The sequence below is a fragment of the Achromobacter sp. T5-5 genome (assembly GCF_055397965.1).
The window spans coordinates 3,737,311-3,759,054 of the sequence record NZ_AP027919.1; the positions used below are offsets into that span (position 1 = coordinate 3,737,311).

Below are 21,744 nucleotides of genomic sequence, written 5' to 3' on the forward strand. Positions count from 1 at the left end.
CCCGAATTTAGGAGACTCCGATGAAGCGCCTTGCCCCCTGGTTCCTGGTATGCGGCCTGTTGGCCGGCACGTCGGCGCAAGCCGCGCTGACCGTGGGCGCCCCCGCGCCGGACTTCAGCGCGCCCGCCTCGCTGGGCGGCAACGAATTCACGTTCAAGCTGAAAGAGGCGCTCAAGCAGGGGCCGGTGGTGCTGTATTTCTTTCCGGCGGCCTTCACGCAAGGCTGCACCATCGAAGCGCACAACTTCGCCGAGGCCACGGACGAATACAAGACGCTGGGCGCCACCGTCCTCGGCGTCTCGACCGACGATATCGCCACGCTCAAGAAGTTTTCCGTCAGCGAGTGCCGCAACAAATTTGCCGTCGCCGCGGACAGCGACGGCAAGATCATGAAAGCGTACGACGCCGTGCACGACAGGCGTCCGGAATATGCGCAGCGCGTGTCTTATGTGATCTCGCCCGAGGGCAAGATCCTGTATGAATACACGGACATGAGCCCCGAGCAGCACGTCGCCAACACCATGCGGGCATTGCGCGACTGGAAGGCTGGAAAGTGAAGCACCAGGCGGCCCATCGCGGGCCGCCCCGCCCGGCCGTCAATTGAACGGCCAGACCGTCGGATGCGTGCCCGGAGGACTGGACGGGCGCGTCCATTGCGCCGGCGTTTCCGAAAAGCGCGCGGCGTGCCGCATGGCGACCAGTTCGCCAAATCCCGACGGCACGGTTTCCATCAGGCCGTCAAAGCCAGGCATCGCACAGCCCAGCCCGCCCTCCACGCGCCCCATACCCCGCAGCCAGTGCGCCGTCTGGGCGAGCGACACACGCACATGCCAGCTCCCGCCCTCGGTCGCCTGCCGCGCCAGCGCCACCTGCGCACCGAACGCCATGAGATAGCCCGAGGCGTGGTCCAGGATCTGCATCGGCATTGGCTTGGGGGCTTCCTGGCCCGCCGCCTGCGCTTCCGCGTGGTTAAACCCCGTGGCCGTCTGCACCAGCGAGTCGAAGCCCCGGCGGTTGGCCCAGGGTCCGGTCGTGCCGTAGGCGGTCAGCGACACATACACGATGCCGGGGCGGATGCGCGCCGCATCCTGCGGTCCGAAGCCCAGCGCGGACATGCCGCCGGGGCGGTAGCCTTGCACGAAAACGTGCGCGCTGCGCAGCAGGTTGCCAAGCGCGATGCGGCCGTCGGCCGTGTCCAGGTCGGCCAGCACCGACAATTTGCCGCGGCTGGTGTCGATGATGTTGTCGATATTGGGAAGCTGCGGGCTGTTGACCAGCATGACGTCGGCGCCGTAGGCCGCCAGCGCGCGGCCGCAGACCGGGCCGGCGATGATGCGCGTCAGGTCCAGCACGCGGATGTCCGTGAGCGGACGGGCGTCGTGCGCATATTTGGGCAAAGGGCGAGGATCAGCCTCGCCGATGCGTTCGATGGTCAGCAGCGGCTGCGCGGCCACGGCCTGGCCTTGGGGATGGCGGTCCCATTCCTCGAAAGAGCGCATCGCCGACACCACCATGCCGGCATCAGCGGCCACCTGTTCGAAGTCCAGCGCCTTCCAGCGGCTCAGCGCGCGCTCCACGGCCTCGCGCGTGGCCCCGTCGCCGGTCGGGCAGCCCAGCAGCGCCAGCGCCCCGTCGCGGTGATGCGCGAAATTGGCATGGATCCGCACCCAGCCCCCATCGCCGCAGCGATAGACGCCGGTGATGGGATCCCAGATATCGGGGGTGACGCCGTTGATCGTGAAGTGGCTGCGGCATTCCTGCGCGGCGTGCAGCATGTCCACGCTGACCTGCTGCCGGGCCCCGCCACGCAGGTGGCGGACCTCTGCGGCGGCCAGCGCGGCGGCCGCCATGCTGGCCTGCGCCGCCGTGCCCACGGCAAAAGATGAAGGAAGGACGGGGTCGGCGCCCGTCAGAACCACGTGCTCCAGCGATTCGTCCGGCAAGTCGACCGAACGCCAGAGTTTCTGCAAGACATCCCGGGACGTCGTGCCGGCGGGGGGGCGTCCCTTCAGAAAGGACGGGCGGAGGTCCATCAGATTTCCCATAGCGTTTGTCTGCTTTAGTCGTTTTCTGCCATTACATGGCGGGGTCCCCCCCGCGTCAATACGCGCCGCGCGCCAGCGTGTTTCATGGTTTGACGGCAGCGTCCCGGCCTGCCGGCGCCCGAGCGCCCGCTCGCCTCTCCCCCCGTCCATGACGCGGCCCCGCGCGGTGCACTGCAGCACCCGTCACATCTCCTCGTAGTTTTTACATCGTCTTCCAGACGCCGGCCAGCCGGCCCGCCCCGCGGCTCGGATAGAATCGCAGCCTCTGCGGCCCGCCTGGCGAGCCCCCTGCCCCTGGAAACCCCATGAATACGCTGCTATGGCTGCGCACCGACCTGCGCATGCACGACAACGCCGCGCTGGCCGCGGCCGCCGAGGCCGGCACGGTCACCGCGCTTTTCCTGGCCGCGCCGGGCCAATGGCGCCAGCATGGCGACGCGCCGGCGAAGGTGGACTTCTGGCTGCGCAACCTGCGCGAGCTCTCCAAGGATCTGGCGCAGGCCGGCATCCCCCTGCGACTGCTGACCGTGGACGATTGGCGCGCCGCGCCGCGGGCCATTGCCCGGTTCTGCCAGGAACACGCCATCGAGCAGGTCCACGCCAACGCCGAATGGGCGATCAACGAACGCCGCCGCGACGAGGCGGTCGGCGCCGCGCTGGAAGAGATCGGCGTCGAATGGACCTTGCACCACGGCGCAACGCTGCTGCGCCCCGGCACCATCCTGACCGGCAAGGGCGACTGCTATCGGGTCTACACGCCGTATGCGCGCGCCTGCCGCGAACGCCTGCGCAGCGCGCCGATACGCCCCATTCCGGCCCCGCGCGCCCAGACGCCGCCCCGCTGGAAGGCCGATCCGCTGCCGGACGCGTTTGACGGTTTCGAGCCCCCCGGCGATGCCGTGCGCGCGCTCTGGCCCGCCGGCGAATCCGCCGCCGGCGACCGGCTTGCCGCGTTCACCGACGACGCAATCTACGCCTACAAGGACGAACGGGATTTTCCGTCGCTGCCCGCGACGAGCTGCCTGTCGCCCTACCTGGCCGCCGGCGTGCTGTCGCCCGGCCAGGCGCTGCGCGCCGCGCTGGCCGCCAACCACGGCGAAATCGACAGCGGCAAGGCGGGCGCCGCCACCTGGATCAACGAGCTGCTGTGGCGCGAGTTCTACCAGCACCTGCTGGCCGCCTATCCGTCCTTGTCCATGCACCAGCCCATGAAGCCGGAAACGGTCGCCGTGCCCTGGCGCGACGCGCCCGATGACCTGGCCGCCTGGCAGCAGGGCAAGACCGGCATCCCGATCGTGGACGCGGCCATGCGCCAGATGCTGGCGCTGGGCTGGATGCACAACCGGCTGCGCATGGTGACGGCCATGTTCCTGTCCAAGAACCTGCTCATCGACTGGCGCCTCGGCGAGGCCTGGTTCATGGCGCATCTGGTGGACGGCGACCTGGCGGCCAACAATGGTGGCTGGCAATGGAGCGCCTCCACGGGCGCCGACGCCGTGCCCTACTTCCGCGTCTTCAATCCCCTGACGCAGTCGCGCAGGTTCGATCCGCGCGGCGTCTTCCTGCGCGAGTGGCTGCCGGAGCTGGCCCACCTGGACGACAAGTCGATCCACGATCCCAATCCGATGGAACGCGCGGCCGCCGGCTATCCGGAACCGATCGTCGACCTGGCGCAGAGCCGCCTGCGCGCGCTGGAAGCCTTCGGCAACCTGCCTGCCGCGTAAGGCGCGCAACGTCCGGGCGGCTTGACCTACGTCAACGCCGCCCCCGCGCCGGTCCCTGATGATGCCCACGGCCATCACAGGACGAACGACGCATGCGCAACAACCAGCCGGTACACGACACGGAATATCTCCTGCGCGACGATCACTTCCTGATCTCCCGCACCGATTCCCAAGGCCGGATCATCTACGCAAACCCGGCGTTCATCGAGGTCAGCGGGTTCTCGCGCGAGGAGCTGGTCGGCGCGGCGCACAACATCGTGCGCCATCCCGACATGCCGCAGGCGGCCTTCGAGGACCTGTGGCGCACGCTCGGGCGCGGCGAGCCGTGGACGGGCATGGTCAAGAATCGGCGCAAGGACGGGGGATTCTATTGGGTGCTGGCCAACGTCACGCCCATCACGGAACGGGGCGTGACGGTCTGCTATGCGTCGGTGCGCGTCAAGCCGTCGCGGGCGCAGGTGCAGGCCGCCGAACAGGCCTATGCGCGGTTGCGCCAGGGCGCGACCCGCAGCGTCCGGCTGCGAGGCGGACAGGTCCAGCCCACGGGCGTGCGCGCCGCGCTGGCTCGCTGGCGGCCGGAGGGCGTGCGGGCCCGCCTGCTGGCCTGGGCGGCGTTGGCCGCGTCGCTGTTCCTTGGCACCGCCGGCGCGGCGGTGTACGGCATGCGCGACACCCTGACCGCGCAATCGCTGGCCATCGCCACGGCGCTGATCGCGGCGGGCGTCGCCGTGATCCTTGCATCGGGCTGGCATCTGGCGCGATCCATCACCCATCAGCTGGCCCACGCCGCCGACTTCACGCGCCAGATTGCGGCTGGCAATCTCAGCACGGCATTGCCGGGCGGCGCGGCCCAGGATGACATCGGCGAATTGGCGTTCTCGCTGGAAATCATGCGCAAAAGCCTCGTCAGCATGGCCCTGGACGTGCATGCCGGCATCGACCACACCTTTAACGGCGCCCGCGACGCCGCGGACGGCGATGCCAGCCCATCGGGCCGCAGCGCCGGCCCGGCCAGGCAAGCCCAGCGCGCGCAAGGCGCGCACTTGAGGCAAGCCATCGACGTGTTCCGCATCGCGGCCCGGCCGCCGCGCGACCTGCCGGCCCCACCGCGCCGCGGCCCTGAAAAGCCCTAGCATGCCGCGCCCCCGCGACACCGCGCGACGCGCCCGGCGCGCGGCCGGTCACGCGCCGGCGGCCGCCTCTTTGTCCAGGCGCTTGATGAACACCTGCAACTCCTTGACCACCTGCTGGTCGCCCCGGGCCTGGGCCGCCTGCAGCCCCGATTCCCAGGCGGCGCGCGCGCCGGACTTGTCGCCCAGCCCCAAACACGCCTTGCCCAGCCACTTCCAGGCCACGGAGTACGTGGGGTCGAACGCCAGCGCCGCGCGCAGATGGACCTCGGCCTTTCCAAACGCGCCCTGCTCCGCGTAGGCCTTGCCCAGCGAAAAGCGCAATAGCATGTTGTCCGTGCCCTTGCCCAGCATCGCTTCCAGGCGCTCGGTCATTCCTTCCATCGTTGGCTCCTTTCAATTCGGGCGGGATCGGCGATAACGCATCATAGGACCGGCGTGGCGGATCCGCGCGAAAGCCCCCACGTCCTCCCCCGGCGCTACACTCGCAAGTCTGCCCCACGCCGGCGCGCCCCGCGCCCGCGCGCCCGACTCCAGGAGCCCGCATGAGCACGATCCATGATTTCTCGCCCCGCGCCATCGACGGCACGGAACAGTCCCTCGGCACTTACCGCGGCCGCGTGCTGCTGGTGGTGAACGTCGCCTCCAAGTGCGGGTTCACGCCGCAATACGCGGGCCTGGAGGAGCTGTACCGGTCCTTCCACGACGACGGGCTGACCGTGCTGGGCTTTCCGTGCGACCAGTTCGGCCACCAGGAACCCGGCGACGAGGCCGAGATCCGCAACTTCTGCAGCACCCAGTACGACGTCACGTTCCCGATGTTCGCCAAGATCAACGTCAACGGCCCCGATGCCCACCCGCTCTACCAATGGCTCAAGGGCGAAAAGCCCGGCGTCTTCGGCACCGAAGGCATCAAATGGAACTTCACCAAGTTCCTGGTGGGCCGCGACGGGCGCGTCATCAAGCGCTACGCGCCCACCGATACGCCCGCCAGCCTGCGCGACGACATTGCCAAGGCCCTGTCCGCGCCTGTCTAACGCAGCGGCGGCAGGCGCCGGCGCACGGTGTGCGCCTTGACGATGGCGGTATTGGTCTCGGCGTATTCGGTGACGCGTTCCAGAATGCCGTCCAGATGCGAAATCGACCTGAGCACCATGCGGGCGATGAAGCAATCGTCGCCCGTCACCTTGTCGCATTCCACGAATTCCGGGATCTCCTGGATCAGGCCCTCCACGTGGCGCAACTGCCCGGGCAAGGGCCGGATGCGCACGATGGCCTCCAGCGCATACCCCAGCGCGACCGGATCCACGTCCAGCGTGTAGGCGCGGATCACCCCCGACTCTTCCAGCCGCCGCATGCGATCCGAGACGCTCGGCGCGGACATGCCGACCTGCCGCGCCAGGTCGGCCGTGGTGGTGCGGGCGTTGGCCGACAGCATCTCCACCAGGCGGCGGTCGATGCCGTCCAATACCGGACTTTCATTCTTTAGGTCGTTGTTCATAAATTCCACCCAAAAGAAGGCTGAATAACGAAAGTGCCACGACAACATCATATAAGCAGAAAGAACCGCCTGGGATAATTTCTCCATCGCATTGACGGCCTCACGGCCTTCGGAGAACCATCATGATCCCCTCGACCGAACGCGCCGGCCTGGCGCAGATGGCGGCAGCCATGACCCTGTCGGGCACCCTGGGCGTTTTCGTCCTGGAGTCCGGGCAAAGCGCCTGGAACGTCGTCTTCTTCCGCTGTGTGTTCGGCGCGCTGTCGCTGCTGCTGTACTGCTGGGCGCGCGGCCTGCTCAAGCCCGGCCTGTTCACCCCGAAAACCCTGGCCCTGGCGCTGGTCGCGGGCGCGGCCCTGGTCCTGAACTGGGTGCTGCTGTTTTCGGCCTATCGCCTGGCCTCCATCTCGCTGGCCACCGCGGTCTACAACGTGCAGCCGTTCTTCCTGATCGGCTTGGGCGTGCTGTTCCTGGGCGAACGTCCCTCGCGCGGGAAGGTCGCGTGGTCCCTCGTCGCGTTCGCCGGATTGCTGCTGGTGCTGCGCCTGGGCAGTCCCGGCGCGGCGGGCGGCGGCGCCTATCTGTCCGGGCTGATGCTGGGCCTGGGCGCGGCCGCGCTCTACGCCGTGACCGCCATCATCGTAAAGCGCCTGAAGGGCATTGCGCCCCAGGTGCTGGCGCTGGTGCAGGTCACGCTGGGCGCCGTGATGCTGCTGCCCATGGCCGACTTCAACGCCCTGCCTGCCCAGCCCGCGCAATGGGGCTGCCTGGTGGCGCTGGGGCTCATCCACACCTGCCTCATGTACATCCTGATGTACTCGGCCATCCAGAAGCTGCCCACCACGTCCACCGCCGCGCTCAGCTTCATCTATCCCGCGGTCGCCATCCTGCTGGACTTCGTGGTCTACGGCCACCGGATGGACGCGTTGCAGGTGGCGGGCGTGGCGCTGATCTTCCTGGCCGCCGCGGCCGTCAGCCTGAACTGGAACTGGCGCCTGCCGCGCAGCCCGCGGCCTGGCGCGGTGTAAGGACCCGGACGGGCGCGATGGGCGCAGCGGCGCTGGCGCCCGCGGGCAAACCCGCACCCGATTTCCGGTTATTCAGGCGCGCGTCCGGTCCGCGCCGCTATCATGGCCCTTCCGTCCACGGGCTCCGGTCCGTGGCGCCATGACGAACAGGACCCCTCATGATCGATCTCTACTACTGGACGACCCCCAACGGACACAAGATCACGCTGTTCCTCGAAGAAGCCGGCCTGCCTTACCAGATCCACCCGGTGAACATCGGCCGGGGCGAGCAGTTCAAGCCCGAGTTCCTGGCCATCGCCCCCAACAACCGCATTCCCGCCATCGTGGACCAGGCCCCCGCCGACGGCGGCGAGCCGATTTCGCTGTTCGAATCGGGCGCGATCCTGCTGTATCTGGCCGAGAAGACCGGCAAGTTCCTGCCCGCCGACGTGCGCGGCCGCGCCGACGTCTCGCAATGGCTGTTCTGGCAGATGGGCGGTTTGGGCCCCATGGCCGGCCAGAACCATCACTTTTCGGCCTACGCGCAAGAGCGCATCCCCTACGCCATCGACCGCTACGTCAAGGAAACCAACCGGCTCTACGGCGTGCTGAACAAGCGTCTGGCCGACCGTGAATTCGTCGCGGGCGACTATTCCATCGCGGACATGGCGGCCTATCCGTGGATCGTGCCGCACGCCAGGCAGGGCCAGGACCTGAACGACTTTCCGCACCTGAAACGCTGGTTCGACGCCATCCGCGCGCGTCCGGCCACGCAGCGCGCCTACGCGCTGGCCGAGACGATCAACACCACCCCGTCCGTCAGCGACGAGGAATCGCGCCGCATCCTGTTCGGCCAGACCGCCCAGCAAGTGGCCCGCTGAAAGGAAGCCGCCATGACCGAACCGCACCGGACCTTTCGCCGCGCGCGCGCGGCGGATCTCCCGGCCATCGTGGCGATGCTGGCCGACGACGCGCTGGGCGCCGCCCGCGAGGACACGTCCGTCCCGCTGAACCCGCGCTACAGTGCCGCATTCGAGGCGATCCAGCAGGATCCCAACCAGTTCCTGGCGGTCGTGGAGCAGGATGCTGAACTGGTGGGCTGTTTGCAGTTATCGTTCATACCCGGCCTGTCGCGGCTGGGCCTGTGGCGCGGCCAGATCGAAAGCGTGCGCATCGCGTCGTCATACCGCGGCGCGGGCCTGGGCCGCGCCATGTTCGAGTGGGCCATCGACCAATGCCGCCGCCAGGGCTGCGGCCTGGTCCAGCTCACCACCGACCGCGCGCGTCCCGATGCGCGCCGGTTCTATGAAAGCCTGGGCTTCACCGCCAGCCACGACGGCATGAAGCTCAGCCTGTAACGTCTGATTCTGATTTGAATGGAGCGCCCTATGCCTTTGCATGGCGAATACAAAGTCCCCGGCGGCAAACTGGTCGTCGCCGACCTGGAAGTGCGCGACGGCCGTCTGGCCGACGTGCGTATCAGCGGCGACTTTTTCCTTGAACCGCCCGAAGCCCTGGAAGCGATCAACCGCGGCCTGAACGGCATGCCCGCCGACGCCGGCGAACTGGAACTGGCGGTGGCCGTGCAATCGGCCCTGCCCTCCAACGCAGAAATGTTCGGCTTCTCGGCCGAGGCCATCGCCGTGGTGCTGCGGAGGGCGCTTGCATGAGCCGCACCGACTGGAACGACTACGACTGGCAACTGATCCATGAAGGCCCGCAGCCGCCCGCGCTGCACATGGCGCTGGACGCGGTCATCACCGACGAAGTCGGCGCCGGCCAGCGGCCGCCCACGCTGCGCATCTGGGAGTGGTCCGCGCCTGCCGTCGTCATCGGCCGGTTCCAATCCCTGAAAAACGAAGTCGATCCCGATGGCGCGGCGCGCCACGGCATCGAGGTCGTGCGCCGCGTGAGCGGCGGCGGCGCAATGTTCATCGAGCCCGGCAATTCCATCACCTATTCGCTCAGCGCGCCCCAGGCGCTGGTCCACGGCATGAGCTTCCAGGAGTCCTATGCCTTCCTGGACGCGTGGGTGCTGACCGCATTGCAGGGGCTGGGCATCAAGGCCTGGTACCAGCCGCTCAACGACATCGCCTCGGACATCGGCAAGATCGGCGGCGCCGCCCAGGCCCGCCGCGCGGGCGCCGTGCTCCACCATGTCACCATGTCCTACGACATCGACGCCGACAAGATGGTCGAGGTCCTGCGCATCGGACGCGAAAAGCTGTCCGACAAGGGCACGACCAGCGCCAAAAAGCGCGTCGATCCCCTGCGCACCCAGACCGGACTGGCGCGCGAGGTCATCATCGACCGCATGGTGGAAACTTTCGCGGGCCTGCATCGTCTGACTCCGGGACAGGTGGGCAGCGACACGCTGGCGCGCGCGCAGGCGCAGGCGGACGAAAAGTTCTCCACCGCGGATTGGACGGGTGTGGTGCCCTGACGGCGCCCCGGTTTACGGAGGTATTCGAATGCGTCGCACATTCACGCCGCAAGGCGCGATAAGCGGTCTGATATTGGGCGCGGCCCTGCTGGCCCTGGCCGGCTGCGGCACCACGCCGCCCGCGGACATCACCCTGGCGTCGCCCGGCGCCCATTCCCAGGCCACCCAGGAAAAACTGGGCGACCTGTCCATCGAGCGCATCAAGTGGGCCGCCAGCAAGCCCGGCTGCGAAGGCGACTGCCCGCGCATCGAGATCGACAGCGTGGCGTTTCCCGGCATCCCAAAGCTGACCGCCCTGGTGGACCACGTGCTGGCCTACATGACCGGCACCGACGCGAACCGCCGCGGCCCCTACGACACGTTGTCGGAATACACGCAGTACTTCTGGTCCACCGCGCGCCCCCGCGATGCGACCTACTTCAAGGCCAGCGTGAAGGACACGGTAGGCGACATCGTCTCCATCGAACTGCACACCGAACAGTTCCTGACCGGCGCCGCCCATGGCATCCCGGCCACGCAGTACCTGAACTGGGAACGCAGCCGCGGCCGCGTGATGAGCCTGGACGAAGCCCTGATCCCGGGCCGCCGCGCCGAATATGTAGCCGCCCTGCAGCGCGCCCACGCGAAATGGCTGGCGGCGAACCCCGACGCCAAGCGCGACCCGGCGGCCTACAACAAGATGTGGCCCTTCCAGGAAAGCGACAACTTCGCGCTCACGCGCGACGGCATCGTGGTCAAGTACGACGCGTATTCCATTGCGCCGTATTCGCACGGCGAGCCTGAACTGGCGATTTCGTATCAGGACCTGCGGGGGATTTTGAAGCCGGAGCTGGTGCCGGCTTCGTAGGCGGGAGAGTTTTTCGTGGTGAAACGCAAGGGACCCGAGTCGCGCCAAGTCACCCGGTGATCCCACCCAGAGTAGCGATTGTGAGATCAGAATCTGCATCAACTGCAGGGTGACCTTTCCTGGATTGAAAGCAGCAGGACCAACCTGAACGTGCGGAATTCTTCATCGCCCAAGATACACGAGGGCTGCTAATGCGGCACAGTTATTCATTCCCTCAGTCGAAAACTCACGCCACTTCCCATGATCTGCAAATCTTCGATTTCAACTCGATCCTCGCGAGGAAACGGACCAACAAGATTGAAGCCCAGGGCTGCGATCTCGCGTTCCAACCGATCTATTTCTAGAAAAAGCTGATCGTTTGCTGCTTGCTCGAACTCTTGGAATAGTTGTTCATACAAGCGGAAGTGCGGTGCGGGCGTAAAACCTCCTAGCATGCGTGCCTCGTCAGAGAGGCTCGCCGTGACCTCTCCCACTAAATTTCCATCGCAATCCATCAGAGAGAACTTCATCATCGTGGGCACCGTTTGGCTGTCCCGAGTGCTTCGGAAAGCCCCTTAAGGTTTTCATCATTGAATCCATCTGCACCATCAGGGTGAGTGATTCGAGCGTGATTTGGAAATTTGTTCGTCGGATCTGCAATTACATCAAAGCCAGCACTCCGGACAGAATCTGCCGTGCCCGATCCCACGATTTCGGTTGCCTTCAGCAATCCTGTTGCCTTCGGAAAGGCGCTTCTCATCTGTTGGGCTGCGTCGCACGGACAACAGCTATGCAAGACGGAGATCCCCGGAGGATCAAGCTTCTTTTCTGGTTCTTTCAAACGAAGGTTATCGATTGCACTACCACCGATCCGATTGACCCTCGTTGGCCCGGGCAGCCGGCTGCCTGACAGCCCCAGCGGATCAATCCAGCTAACCGGATTATCTGCGTATTGAAATACATTCAACCCACCCGCAAACCCAATCGGATCCTTCGCAATAAATCGTCCGATCTCCGGATCATAGTACCGGTGCCGGTTGTAATGCAGCCCCGTCTCACGATCCCAATACTGCCCCTGAAATCGGATCGGATTACGTATTCCCGCCGCCTGCGCCGCGGTTGAGATCACCTCCTTGGCCACGCCCCAGGCCTTGTACTGCGCGCTCCAGACGATCTCGCCTTGCGTATCCGTCAGTTCCTGCGGCGTGCCCAGGTGATCGCACTGGTACCACGCCAGCGCATCCACGGCGTCCGGCTCGGGCGAGGTCGTCCACAGCGGGTCCTGGTCAATGTCATATCCGCCCACGTAGACGGGCTGCTGGTGCAGCAGCACGGGCTTCCTGCTGACCGCCTGGGCCAGTGGCACAAAGCTCCCCGGTTCATACAGGTAATGGGTGGTTTGATCGTCTCGGCCCTCCCAGGCCAGGTTGTCGCCGTCCCAGCCGTACAGCGTCGCGCCACACCCTAGCGCGCGGTTCAAGCGCGTTTTCTCTTCCCGGATCTGCACAGGTGTCATGCCTGGGCGTTCGCGCCATTGGGCTTCGGACTGCTTGATCAGGCGACGCCCCAACGCGTCGTATTGATAATCCACACGCAGCGCGTCGTTGCGATAGCCCGTCAGGCGATTGAACAGGTCCCACTCGAAGTGCGAACGCTTGCCGTTGTGCAGTTTCTCGATCAGGTTGCCGCGAGCGTCATAGTGGTAATGCGTGCCCGCGTACTCGCGCAACAGATTGTCCAGTCGCGCCGAGCGGTGACGATAGGTATAGACCGGGCCTCCCATGCCCAACGTGCTCTCGTTCCCCTCGGCGCTCGTTGGATCCAGCAGGTTGCTGGCCGGATCAAAGGCAAACGTCTCCTTGCCCAAGCTGCTGGTCGCTTCAAGCAACCGTCCTACCGGGTCATAGCGATAGGCCAGGGGGCCGCGCCGGCTGTCCTGAATCGCCTCCAATTGACCCGCCGCGTCGTAACGATAGCTCCGTTGCAGCAGGCGTTGAGGACGTCCACCCAGGTCGGCGCCTACGCCAACACCCGCGATCGTGCCTGAGGCTCCTGGCATTCCAGGCATTCGCGCCACGCTCTGTTGACTCAACCGCCCCATCGCGTCCCACGATTGGGTCTGGACCAGGCGGTTACCCTGATGGCGCTCCACTTCCCGGTGCAGGTCATCGCGCTCGAAGTTCGCGAGTTCGTGCTCGTCGAACATCATGCCGTGCACATGGCCCGAGCCATACGTCAACCAACTGACGCGATGGCCGTCCGGGCGCAGCGTGGCGATACGCTGGTTCAGTTCGTCGTAGTCGTGCTTCCATACCGCCGTGACCGGTGTCGACAGGCTTTGGTAGTGCTGATGTTCACGCGTCAGGTTGCCGGCCGCATCGTAGAACCATTGCAGACGGCTGGCGGGGTTTTCCGCCAGGATCAGGCGGCCGTTACCGTCATAGGCGTAGCGTTCAGTCTGCGATCCAGCCGCGCTGGTTTGCGAACCCGCTTGCGTCGGCGCACCCGCGTTGGCGGCATGGAGGCGCGCATGACGCTGCGCCACGCGACCCATCGCATCAAACTTGAGCTCGATGACGCGATCACCGTCTTGCGTGGACAGCAGCGTGCCGCTGGCCTGGTCATAGCGGTAGTGCGTGGCCTGACCGTCAAAGCCTCGCTGCTCCAGCAACCGCCCGACCGGGTCGTATACAAAGCGGGCCTGCCGGTCGTTCTCGTTGGCCAGCGCCGTCAGTTGACCCAGCTTGTCCCATTGATAGTGCAACGTGCGGCCGGCGGCATCCCTGCGTTGCGCGATCAGCCCCGCTGCGGTATAGGTCCACTGCGTGCGGCGCCCCAGCGCATCGGTGTGCGCAAGCAGCCGGCCTTCGGCGTCGCGCTCGAAATGTTCCTCCGTCTGATCGGGGCGCGTGATGCGGATCAGTTGCCCTGCTGCGTAGGCGTAACGCGTGGTGTTGCCAGCCGCGTCGGTGAACTCGCCTAATTGGCCCTGATCGTCATACCGCCAGACGCTCGTCTTGCCCGAACAATCCGTGTACTGCGTAATCTGGCCCGCCGCGTTGTAGGCCAGTCGCTTCTGACCGCCCCGGGCATCCTGGATCGCGACCGGATTGCCCGCGGTGTCATAGGCATACTCGGTCTTGTTGCCGAGCGGATCGATGCTCTCGATCAGGTAACCCCGTGGGCTGTAGTCGCGCTGCCACAAGCCGCCTTCGGCGTCACGGATCTTGAAAAGCTGGTCCCGGTCGTCGTAGGCATAATGTTCAACGCTGCCATCCGGACGAGTGTGTTCCAACAAGTTGCCACGATCATCGTAGGCATAGCGATCGATGCTGGCATCGGTGTGCACATGCTGGATGACGTTCTTGGTCTCGTCCCGATAGAGCCATTCGGACAGGCCGTCGGGATGCACGATACGGTAGGGATAACCCAGGATGTCGTAGTAGTACGCGGACCGGTGGCCATGGGCGTCGGTCACCGTGGTCAGGCGGATGTTCTCCGACCACTCCAGGTTCAGTTCATAGGTCCCGTCATCCGCCCATTCGCGTATTGCACGCGCGGTGGGGGTATTGCCATCCCACTCCAGGTTCATGCCGCGATCGGTGCGGTCCGTATAGCGCGTCAGCAGGTGATGCTGGTATTGGTAGACCCACTGCCCGCCGTGTTCGTCCTGGGCGCGCACCAAGTCGCCTGCCCCATCGTACTGATAGACCGCCAGTTGGCGCCCCGGCTTTCCGTCGGCAATCTGCCAGAGGGCCATGATGCGGCCGGCTTCATCCAGCTGGGTGCCCAGGTGGGAGTGGAAGTCATCATCCTGGTAGGTCAGCAGGTCCGACAGGACCTGGCGACCACCCACTCGGTGTTCGTAGTGCAATACGACGCGAGCGCCGCCCTGCAGCGCGATCTCCCTGAGCCGGAATATCGCGCCATCGCGCCGATATGTCTCCTGGCGGCGGTGGCCTTGGGCCAGCGTCAGTTCGTCACGCGAGATGCGCACCAGCGTGAGGTTTTCGATCGGATCGTAGTGGAACTTTCCGGGCGTCGGCAGCGGATAGTCGTGACTGCGGCCATCAGCAGCGTGATAGCGCAGTTGCCCGCCTTCGGGCGGTTCGAACAGCACATCCAGGCGGGTGGTGAATTCATTGATCCAGCGCGCCCCGCCCGGCCCTGCATCATAGGCGTCCAGATCCGAACGATATGTGCGTACCCAACGCAGCGGAAACGGGCCGGGCAACACCGCGTCCGTATGAGTCAGGGTTTCTGCGCCGCGCGCGAACGTGATGCTGTTGCATGAGCTGCAACCGCTGCCGGGCTTCGGATCCGCTTTGGCCGGGTGCTGTCTTTTGATGGCGTCGCTTTCCGCCCCGGACGCCTGATGCTTGGCCTGACTGGTCTGCGACGGATGAACGTTGCTGGGCTGGGAATGCGCAAGCTTGCGCTTTGCGACGACCGCCAGCATCAGTTGCTCCAGCATCCAGCCTATGCTTTGCTGGACCTTCGGGTCCTTCAGCGTAAGGATTTGCGCCTTGACTTGCGGGGCAAGCATCTTTAACTGCGCCGCGACGTCAAGGACATGCTTCTTGATGGGCTCGGGCAAGACCTGTCGTGCGCCCCAACTGGCCGCGTCCTTGGCCTGCCCAACCATGATGCTGCCCAATGCGCTCCAAAAATTCGGATGCGTGACCAATTCCAGCGTGCTGACCGACCCGTTGTTTTCTTGTAGCACCGCCTGCAGCTTCTGGTCGGCAGCCTGGTAGTTTTCCGTCGATCCCAGGTCCGCATTGGCCAAGCTGATCAGGCCATTGGCCAGGCTATTGACAACTCGTTCCCCCATGTCCGCGGCCACGATCAGGATTTCTTCAAGCTTTGCAATGGCATCCTTGAGGAAAGTCTCCAGATCGCCCTTGAAGCTGGCGCTCAGGTTGTTGGCGAGCGTGCTGATCAGCACCTCGCTCACGCCCGCCAGGCCGCGTGACATGAATTCGGCGCGGGCAGCGTGCAAGGCAACGCGCAAATTGCCCCGTATCGCACCGTAGCCCACGGCTGCGGGCACCACACCGATCAGATCGACCCCCAGCCCGACCCAATCCAGGGCCATCACCTCTTTCTTGGACATCATCTCGGTGATGTCATTGATCACGTCCACCAAAGCGATGACGTTGGTGACGATGGGAATCGCAGAGGCGAAGCTCTTGAGCCGTTCAAGCGTGATGAGATCGTTGCTGATGCTGCGCAGCCATCTATCGAATGCGGCGGCGCCTTCTCGAACGTCTTCTCGCACAATCGTGTTGCGAGGAGCGACGACTGCGCGCGCGACAATTCCGCCGATCAGCGCGTATCGGGCTACCTGAATACTGGTCCTGCCAACCTCGGAACTCCTGAATCTCTGCCATTCGGCGGGAATACGGTCCCACCCGTCCGAAATGGTCTTCCAAGAAGTCGCAACAACGGCTTCCCATTCTTTATCGGTGTAGCGCGTCGGGTAATTCAACGTGGCTGGCGTGCGGGACGGCTGAGACATGACTGATGTTTCACTTGTGCAGGTAAGCGGGGGACGCAGCGGCGCGGTCAATGACCGATGACAGAACTGGGCAAGAGGCGCGTTCCGCTATCCCGTCAGCGACTTGGCGAGGGCCGGAGTAGCCTGATCTCGGGGCATGGCGTTCGCGCCAAGCAGCCCCCTGTGCGCCTGACCGACACCTGCCGTGCGCAGCAGGCCGGCGGGGCTGGCCTGGACCGCCGCTGCCACCTCCTGCCCCGATTGGCCGGCAACCTGTGCCGCCCGCAGGGCGTCCTGAATCCCTGCGGCTTTGGCTTGCAGTTCATCGGCCAATGCTCGAACCTGCGCTGGAACGGCCGTCGCCATCTGGGCGGGCCAGGGCTTCGAACCCATAAAGCTGCTTTGCTCCCAAGGGTTGTTCGGATCCTTGCCAAAGCTGACGCTTGCCGGACCTGGGGCCGCGCCTGGCACGGCCGCAAACCCTTGGGCATCGAGCGTGCCCTTGAAAACACGCCCCAATGCATCCTCGACTTCGAACGCAGCGTTCGGAATCCCTGTGCCATTGAGATACCTGTTGAACAATTCCAGGTTCCCCTTGGATGGCTTGGGCTCATCCGGAAACGTCCCGGCCTGGCTCTTGGGCCCGGTGAACCGTGCTCCCGCCGAATGCACCTTGTACGCGCCACCGGTCGCATGCGTGATGCCGCCCGCGTTGTAGGTCGTGCCGCTGCCGCCGGCATTGATCACGATTTCTTCCTTGGCGCTGATCGTGATGCGGGTGGCGCTGACGGTGACGTTCAGCTTGGCCAGCACGTTGATGCTGTCCTTGAGCGCCTTGATGTCGATGTCGCCGGCCGCGGCGATCAGGCGGTATCCCAGGCTCTGCACGAAGAAGCGCATGCCGCGGCTGGCGCTGGCCAGCAGCCGCTTGCCCGCCGAGACGCTGGTGTGGCCGGTGCTGGAGAGCGCGATGTGTTCGCCGCTGGCGATGTGCGTGCAGCCCGGCGTGCTGGTGGCGATGCCGGCCGGACTGGCGAGCACCAGGTGCGGCGCGCTGAGTTCGGGGTAGTGGTTGGCCTGCGGATTGGCGGGGCCTTGCCCCTGTATCTGCGCGTGCTGCGCCAGTAAGGCGCTGGCCACGCCATCCTGGTCGCCGGGCTCCTGCGCCATCACGTCGCGCGCCAGCGTGGCGAAGGTGTCCTGCTGCTCGCGCGCGACGGACAGCCGCTCGGCGGTCTCGGGCAGGTCCTTGTGATGTTCGCCGGCGTTGGCGCGCATCTCGGTGGTGAGCAGCATGCCGCCGCCCGCGCGCAACACGCCGTGCGCATCCGTACGCAACTCGAAGCCTTGGCCGCGCGGCACGCCGCCCGACGGCCTGGGGTGGGTGAGATAGCCAAGGTTGAGCGCCGTGGCCGCGTGGTCGCTCATCAGCGTGGCGCTGATCTGGCCCGAGGTGTCGTCCAGGCGCAGTTCGTTGGCCCGGCTGCCCTTGTGCTCCTTGGTCTTGACGGTGTTCAGGATGTTGTGGCGGGGCAGCGCGTAGGGCGGCAGGTTGGTCGCCCGATACGTCCTGCCCGTGATGATGGGCTGGTCGCAGTCGCCATCCAGGAAGTCGACGATCACTTCCTGGCCGATGCGCGGGATGGCCATGTGGCCCCAGGCCGCGCCCGCCCAGTTCTGCGAGACGCGGATCCAGCAGGAGCTGTGCTCGTCATTGCGGCCCAATCGGTCCCAGGGGAACTGGACCTTCACGCGACCAAATTCATCGCAATAGATCTCTTCATTGGCCGGGCCCACGACCGAGGCGATCTGCGGGCCGTCAATGCGGGGCTTGGGGGCAGGCTCAGGCTTCCAGTCCACCTTGTCCGGCACGATGTCGGCGGTGTAGCGGTATTGCGTGCCTTGCGCGGCGTCGGCGCCTTCTTCCTGCTGGCTGGTGTGCTGGATGCCGTGGTGCTGCATGCGCACCGGGCGCCAGCCGTGGTTCCAGTCTTCGCGCGGGTGGCCGGTCAGGTCGAAGGCCACGCCGGGAATGAGGCGCGGGTCGTCGCCTTCGACGCGGGCCATGCGGGCGTCGCGCCGCAGGCCGAGGAGGCGGCTGTGGGTGAAGGGTTTGCCGGCTTCGTCGCGTTTGTAGCGGCCGGGGTAGTCGTAGCGTTCGTAGCGGGCGTCCTGGTGGTCCAGCTCGCGCGCCAACGCTGAATGCTCTTGGTCGTATTGCGGGTGAGTGTAGGTGTAGTCGCGTTGCGTCTGGCGTGCGGTGCGCACGTGTTCGGCGTACGTGAATCGGCGCAGGGCCGGTTCGGGTTGATCGCCGCCGGGTGTGGGGTTGTAGATGACCGGGCCGCCATCGATCGCGCCATGGACGTAGATGCGATCACCGTGGATCAGGCGGTGGCCCTTGTCGGTGTGTTCGAAGCGGTAGAAGAATCCTTCCTCGGCCGCGAGCCGGTCGAGGAACTGCAGGTCCGTGTCGCCCGCCTGCACGCAATACTCGCGCGGCAGGTGTTCGTGGGTCGTGACCTGTTCATAGTCCGTGATGCCGTGGGACTTGATGACCTGATCCAGGATCTCCGGCACCGATTGCTGCTGGAAGATGCGCCAGTCGGAGCACAGCGACGCGCGCGCCAGCGCAGGTTCGACGACGGCCCGGTAGCGGGTGCGGCGAAAGCCCGTGTCGCCCTGTTCAAACCCCGTGGCGATGCCGTGCACGTGGCGCACCGGCGCATCCCCGCGCCAGATCGTGAAGAGCGCGGGCTGGTCCAGCAGCGCGCCGAAGTCCACGGCCGCATCGAAGCTGGACAACGCCACGCGCAGCACAAAGGTCTCGGAGAGGGCTTCGTCCAGCGTGAACTCGATGACGTCGAAGTCCACACCGGCGGCCGCCGGCGAGAACGTGAATCGCAGATCGGATAAACGGGTCATCTCGGTATCCTGCGCAGCCGCAACGTTGCGAGCAATCGTTGCGGCTGCCGATGGTCAAGAAGAAGACGGAATCACCGCTGGCGGCGACTCCGAGGGCTGGATTGAGCAATGAGGCAAGAGGAGCCGGCGCGCGACGAATCGGGCCGGCTCATCTGGCTCATCCCGCTCAGCTCTCCAGCGGCTTGCGCCAGTCGTCCGAGGCTTCCGTGCCCGCGATCGCGTGGGTCCAGGTGATCTTGCGATACGCCATGGCCACCTTGATCAACTGCGTGTAATCGGCGTTGCCCGGGTCCTGCGCGTGCGGCAGGACGCTGGTGATGTCCACGATCGTGGCGTCTTCCAGTTCGGTGGTGAAGAAGTGTTCCTGCTTGCCATCGATGGACGTGCGGTACCACTTCACTTCGACCTTGGGCAGCATTTCGCCGGCGGCCAGGGCCTGGTACATGAGCGGCGTGGCCTTGTTCAGCGCGCTGGTGAAGATGAACGGCTTGTGCACGCGCTGGCCCGAAGGCTGGCCGCTTTGCGGATCGGTCGGGGTGTTGACGCGGTGCTCGATCTCTTGGACCAGGATCTGGTCTTCGTGGCCTTCCACGTAGACGTTGCCGACCGAGTCGGCGGTGAAGGCGCCCTGGGTGATGTTGCCCTGGGTCTTGCCGGTGATGCTGATATAGGCGGGAGTAGGCATTGACGGATTCCTTGTCGTCGTGAGGCCCGGTGGGGCCGAAGCATCCCGAAGGTGGGATGCGGCGACATATGCGAAATCCGTGCCAGGTGGGTTAGCGCGGGAGAAACATGTGAAGAATCAATGGGCTACGAGCAATTTGGCGGGATGCCATAAGGAATGCCGCAGGCGCGGCGCCGCGCAAGACCGGGTTTTGACCGAGAAATCGGGCCAAATTTGACTCGCTGCGTCATAAGCCCTTGATAACTAAGCACTCTGAGTGGGCCATTTTTGGCCCGGGCGGGTCAAATCTGGCCCGGCGCATTTTTTCATGACGAGCCAGCGATGCGGCATCCGGGGCGCAGCGCAACACACTGCCTCACCTGACAGCCCTTCACGCCAGCCCGGTCGGCAACGTATCGTCTTGCCAGAAAAAATCCCTACGAAGCGCAATGCGCCTGGTAGGGATCGGTCGAGCTTGGTAATTGATGCCTGAGGATCGAAACCCATCCCGCAAGGGATGCCGTTCGACGCCAGGCAGTTTCCCGCGATTTGTCTCTCTCCGCCTCCTCGGCATTGCACCCCGTGGGCGCAATGCCGATTCAGTCTTTACGGATACAGGCCGCGCACCTGGCGCGCTTGCAGGATGCGCGTGCAAGCCACGATGAACGCGGCAGTACGCAGCGTCACCTTGTGCTCGCGCGACACCTGCGCCACCGACGCGTAGGCTTCGCGCATGAGGCGTTCGAGGCGTTGGTTGATTTCCTCTTCGCTCCAGAAGAAGCTGGAGAAGTCCTGCACCCATTCGAAGTAGCTGACCGTCACGCCGCCGGCGTTGGCCAGCACGTCCGGCACGACATAGACGCCGTTCTCGGCCAGGATGTCGTCCGCTTCGGGGGTAGTCGGGCCGTTGGCGCCTTCGACCACGATCTTGGCGCGGACCTTGGCAGCGTTGTCGACCGTGATCTGGCTTTCCAGGGCCGCCGGGATCAGGAATTCGGTTTCCAGCGTCCAGAACTCGTTCTTGTCCAGCGCCTGGCCGCCCGAGAAGCCGCCCACGCCGCCGGTCTGCGACACGTGCGACAGCAGCTTGTGCACGTCCAGGCCGGCCGGATTGTGCACGGTGCCGGTGTGATCCTGCGCGGCGATGACCTTGGCGCCGGCTTCATGGAACAGGCGGGCGGCGGTGCCGCCCACGTTGCCGAAGCCCTGCACGACGACGCGCGCGCCGGCGACGTCGATGTTCTGGTCGCGGGCGGCTTCGCACGCCACGACGAACACGCCGCGGCCGGTGGCTTCGACGCGGCCCAGGCTGCCGCCCAGCGCGATCGGCTTGCCGGTGACCACGCCGGTGGCGGTGGCGCCTTCGTTCATGGAGTACGTGTCCATCATCCAGGCCATGGTCTGGGCGTTGGTGTTCACGTCAGGCGCGGGGATGTCCTTGGAGGGTCCGATGATGACGCCGATCTCGCTGGTGTAGCGGCGCGTCATGCGTTCGAGTTCCGACTGGGAGAGCTTGCGCGGATCGACGCGGATGCCGCCCTTGGCGCCGCCGTACGGCAGGTTGACCGCGGCGTTCTTGACCGACATCCAGGCAGCCAGCGCCATCACTTCGGAGAGCGTGACGTCCTGGTGGAAGCGCACGCCGCCCTTGCCCGGGCCGCGCGACACGTTGTGCTGCACGCGATAGCCCTCGAAGTGGGCGATGGTGCCGTTGTCCAGTTCGATCGGCACGTCGACGATCAGCGAGCGCTTCGGACGCTTCAGCGTCTCGACCCACCGGCTCAGGGAACCGAGGTACGGCGTGACCCGGTCGACTTGTTGCAGGTAATTACCCCAGGGGCCGAGGTCATCGGCATTCAGATAAGACGGCAAGGCATGGGTGGGAGTGTGAGACATGAGCATGCTCTCCTGACAAAGTTGCGCCATTTTATCCACGAAACTTATAGCGTCCCCATTTAAAGTTTAAATATTTTTAATAG

General features: G+C 65.5%; 18 protein-coding genes. 10 read left to right on the forward strand and 8 right to left on the reverse strand.

Annotation, left to right across the window (positions count from 1 at the left end; genetic code table 11):
* Positions 1-20: 20 nt before the first annotated feature.
* Positions 21-557 (forward strand): peroxiredoxin, encoded by a 537-nt coding sequence (locus ACZ50Q_RS16990; RefSeq protein WP_092582339.1) that lies wholly within the window; start codon positions 21-23, stop codon positions 555-557.
* Positions 558-596: 39 nt separating this feature from the next.
* Here ACZ50Q_RS16990 and ACZ50Q_RS16995 read toward each other — a convergent pair whose 3' ends face one another.
* A complete protein-coding gene (locus ACZ50Q_RS16995) occupies positions 597-2,045 on the reverse strand; it encodes a CoA transferase (RefSeq protein ID WP_464079061.1) in 1,449 nt (482 codons plus the stop codon).
* 305 nt (positions 2,046-2,350) lie between these two features.
* On the opposite strand from ACZ50Q_RS16995, the gene phrB reads away from it, so the two are divergent.
* Both phrB and ACZ50Q_RS17005 read left to right on the forward strand, forming a co-directional pair.
* A complete protein-coding gene (phrB, locus tag ACZ50Q_RS17000) occupies positions 2,351-3,769 on the forward strand; it encodes a deoxyribodipyrimidine photo-lyase (protein ID WP_464079062.1) in 1,419 nt (472 codons plus the stop codon).
* 92 nt (positions 3,770-3,861) lie between these two features.
* Positions 3,862-4,902 (forward strand): methyl-accepting chemotaxis protein, encoded by a 1,041-nt coding sequence (locus ACZ50Q_RS17005; protein WP_464079063.1) that lies wholly within the window; start codon positions 3,862-3,864, stop codon positions 4,900-4,902.
* Positions 4,903-4,950: 48 nt separating this feature from the next.
* Here ACZ50Q_RS17005 and ACZ50Q_RS17010 read toward each other — a convergent pair whose 3' ends face one another.
* Positions 4,951-5,283: a tetratricopeptide repeat protein gene (locus ACZ50Q_RS17010; RefSeq protein WP_076521254.1), complete on the reverse strand. Its 333-nt coding sequence runs from the start codon at positions 5,281-5,283 to the stop codon at positions 4,951-4,953.
* A 161-nt stretch (positions 5,284-5,444) separates the two neighbouring features.
* On the opposite strand from ACZ50Q_RS17010, the gene ACZ50Q_RS17015 reads away from it, so the two are divergent.
* Entirely contained in the window at positions 5,445-5,936 is a 492-nt protein-coding gene (locus ACZ50Q_RS17015) for a glutathione peroxidase (protein WP_464079064.1), read from the forward strand.
* On the opposite strand, the gene ACZ50Q_RS17020 is transcribed toward ACZ50Q_RS17015, so the two are convergent.
* Positions 5,933-6,400 carry an Lrp/AsnC family transcriptional regulator gene (locus ACZ50Q_RS17020; RefSeq protein WP_076522129.1) on the reverse strand — a complete coding sequence of 156 codons (468 nt, stop codon included), beginning with the start codon at positions 6,398-6,400 and terminating at the stop codon, positions 5,933-5,935. The two genes, ACZ50Q_RS17015 and ACZ50Q_RS17020, sit on opposite strands and share 4 nt — an antisense overlap.
* A 122-nt stretch (positions 6,401-6,522) precedes the next feature.
* On the opposite strand from ACZ50Q_RS17020, the gene ACZ50Q_RS17025 reads away from it, so the two are divergent.
* From ACZ50Q_RS17025 to ACZ50Q_RS17050, 6 genes are all read left to right on the forward strand, one after another.
* Positions 6,523-7,428 (forward strand): DMT family transporter, encoded by a 906-nt coding sequence (locus ACZ50Q_RS17025; protein ID WP_092582333.1) that lies wholly within the window; start codon positions 6,523-6,525, stop codon positions 7,426-7,428.
* Positions 7,429-7,586: 158 nt separating this feature from the next.
* The gene (locus tag ACZ50Q_RS17030; protein WP_464079065.1) at positions 7,587-8,288 is read left to right on the forward strand and encodes a glutathione binding-like protein; all 702 of its coding nucleotides are present in this window, start codon (positions 7,587-7,589) and stop codon (positions 8,286-8,288) included.
* Positions 8,289-8,300: 12 nt separating this feature from the next.
* Positions 8,301-8,765 carry a GNAT family N-acetyltransferase gene (locus ACZ50Q_RS17035; RefSeq protein WP_092582331.1) on the forward strand — a complete coding sequence of 155 codons (465 nt, stop codon included), beginning with the start codon at positions 8,301-8,303 and terminating at the stop codon, positions 8,763-8,765.
* 36 nt (positions 8,766-8,801) lie between these two features.
* Positions 8,802-9,077 (forward strand): lipoate protein ligase C-terminal domain-containing protein, encoded by a 276-nt coding sequence (locus tag ACZ50Q_RS17040; RefSeq protein ID WP_076522130.1) that lies wholly within the window; start codon positions 8,802-8,804, stop codon positions 9,075-9,077.
* A complete protein-coding gene (locus tag ACZ50Q_RS17045) occupies positions 9,074-9,850 on the forward strand; it encodes a lipoate--protein ligase family protein (protein WP_076521259.1) in 777 nt (258 codons plus the stop codon). The genes ACZ50Q_RS17040 and ACZ50Q_RS17045 overlap by 4 nt, the downstream gene beginning before the upstream one ends.
* Before the next feature lie 28 nt (positions 9,851-9,878).
* Positions 9,879-10,697 carry an RsiV family protein gene (locus ACZ50Q_RS17050; RefSeq protein ID WP_076521260.1) on the forward strand — a complete coding sequence of 273 codons (819 nt, stop codon included), beginning with the start codon at positions 9,879-9,881 and terminating at the stop codon, positions 10,695-10,697.
* Between the two features lie 206 nt (positions 10,698-10,903).
* Here ACZ50Q_RS17050 and ACZ50Q_RS17055 read toward each other — a convergent pair whose 3' ends face one another.
* The 5 genes from ACZ50Q_RS17055 to ACZ50Q_RS17075 all read right to left on the reverse strand — a co-directional run bounded on the left by ACZ50Q_RS17055 (position 10,904) and on the right by ACZ50Q_RS17075 (position 21,661).
* Complete coding sequence (locus ACZ50Q_RS17055) at positions 10,904-11,209, reverse strand: hypothetical protein (RefSeq protein WP_464079066.1); 306 nt, start codon at positions 11,207-11,209, stop codon at positions 10,904-10,906.
* Entirely contained in the window at positions 11,206-16,197 is a 4,992-nt protein-coding gene (locus tag ACZ50Q_RS17060) for an RHS repeat-associated core domain-containing protein (protein ID WP_464079067.1), read from the reverse strand. The genes ACZ50Q_RS17055 and ACZ50Q_RS17060 overlap by 4 nt, the downstream gene beginning before the upstream one ends.
* A gap of 87 nt (positions 16,198-16,284) precedes the next feature.
* Positions 16,285-19,101 carry a type VI secretion system Vgr family protein gene (locus ACZ50Q_RS17065; protein ID WP_464079068.1) on the reverse strand — a complete coding sequence of 939 codons (2,817 nt, stop codon included), beginning with the start codon at positions 19,099-19,101 and terminating at the stop codon, positions 16,285-16,287.
* 166 nt (positions 19,102-19,267) lie between these two features.
* Positions 19,268-19,786 carry an Hcp family type VI secretion system effector gene (locus tag ACZ50Q_RS17070; RefSeq protein ID WP_076515977.1) on the reverse strand — a complete coding sequence of 173 codons (519 nt, stop codon included), beginning with the start codon at positions 19,784-19,786 and terminating at the stop codon, positions 19,268-19,270.
* 585 nt (positions 19,787-20,371) lie between these two features.
* Positions 20,372-21,661: a Glu/Leu/Phe/Val family dehydrogenase gene (locus ACZ50Q_RS17075; protein ID WP_076522131.1), complete on the reverse strand. Its 1,290-nt coding sequence runs from the start codon at positions 21,659-21,661 to the stop codon at positions 20,372-20,374.
* Positions 21,662-21,744 lie beyond the last annotated feature (83 nt).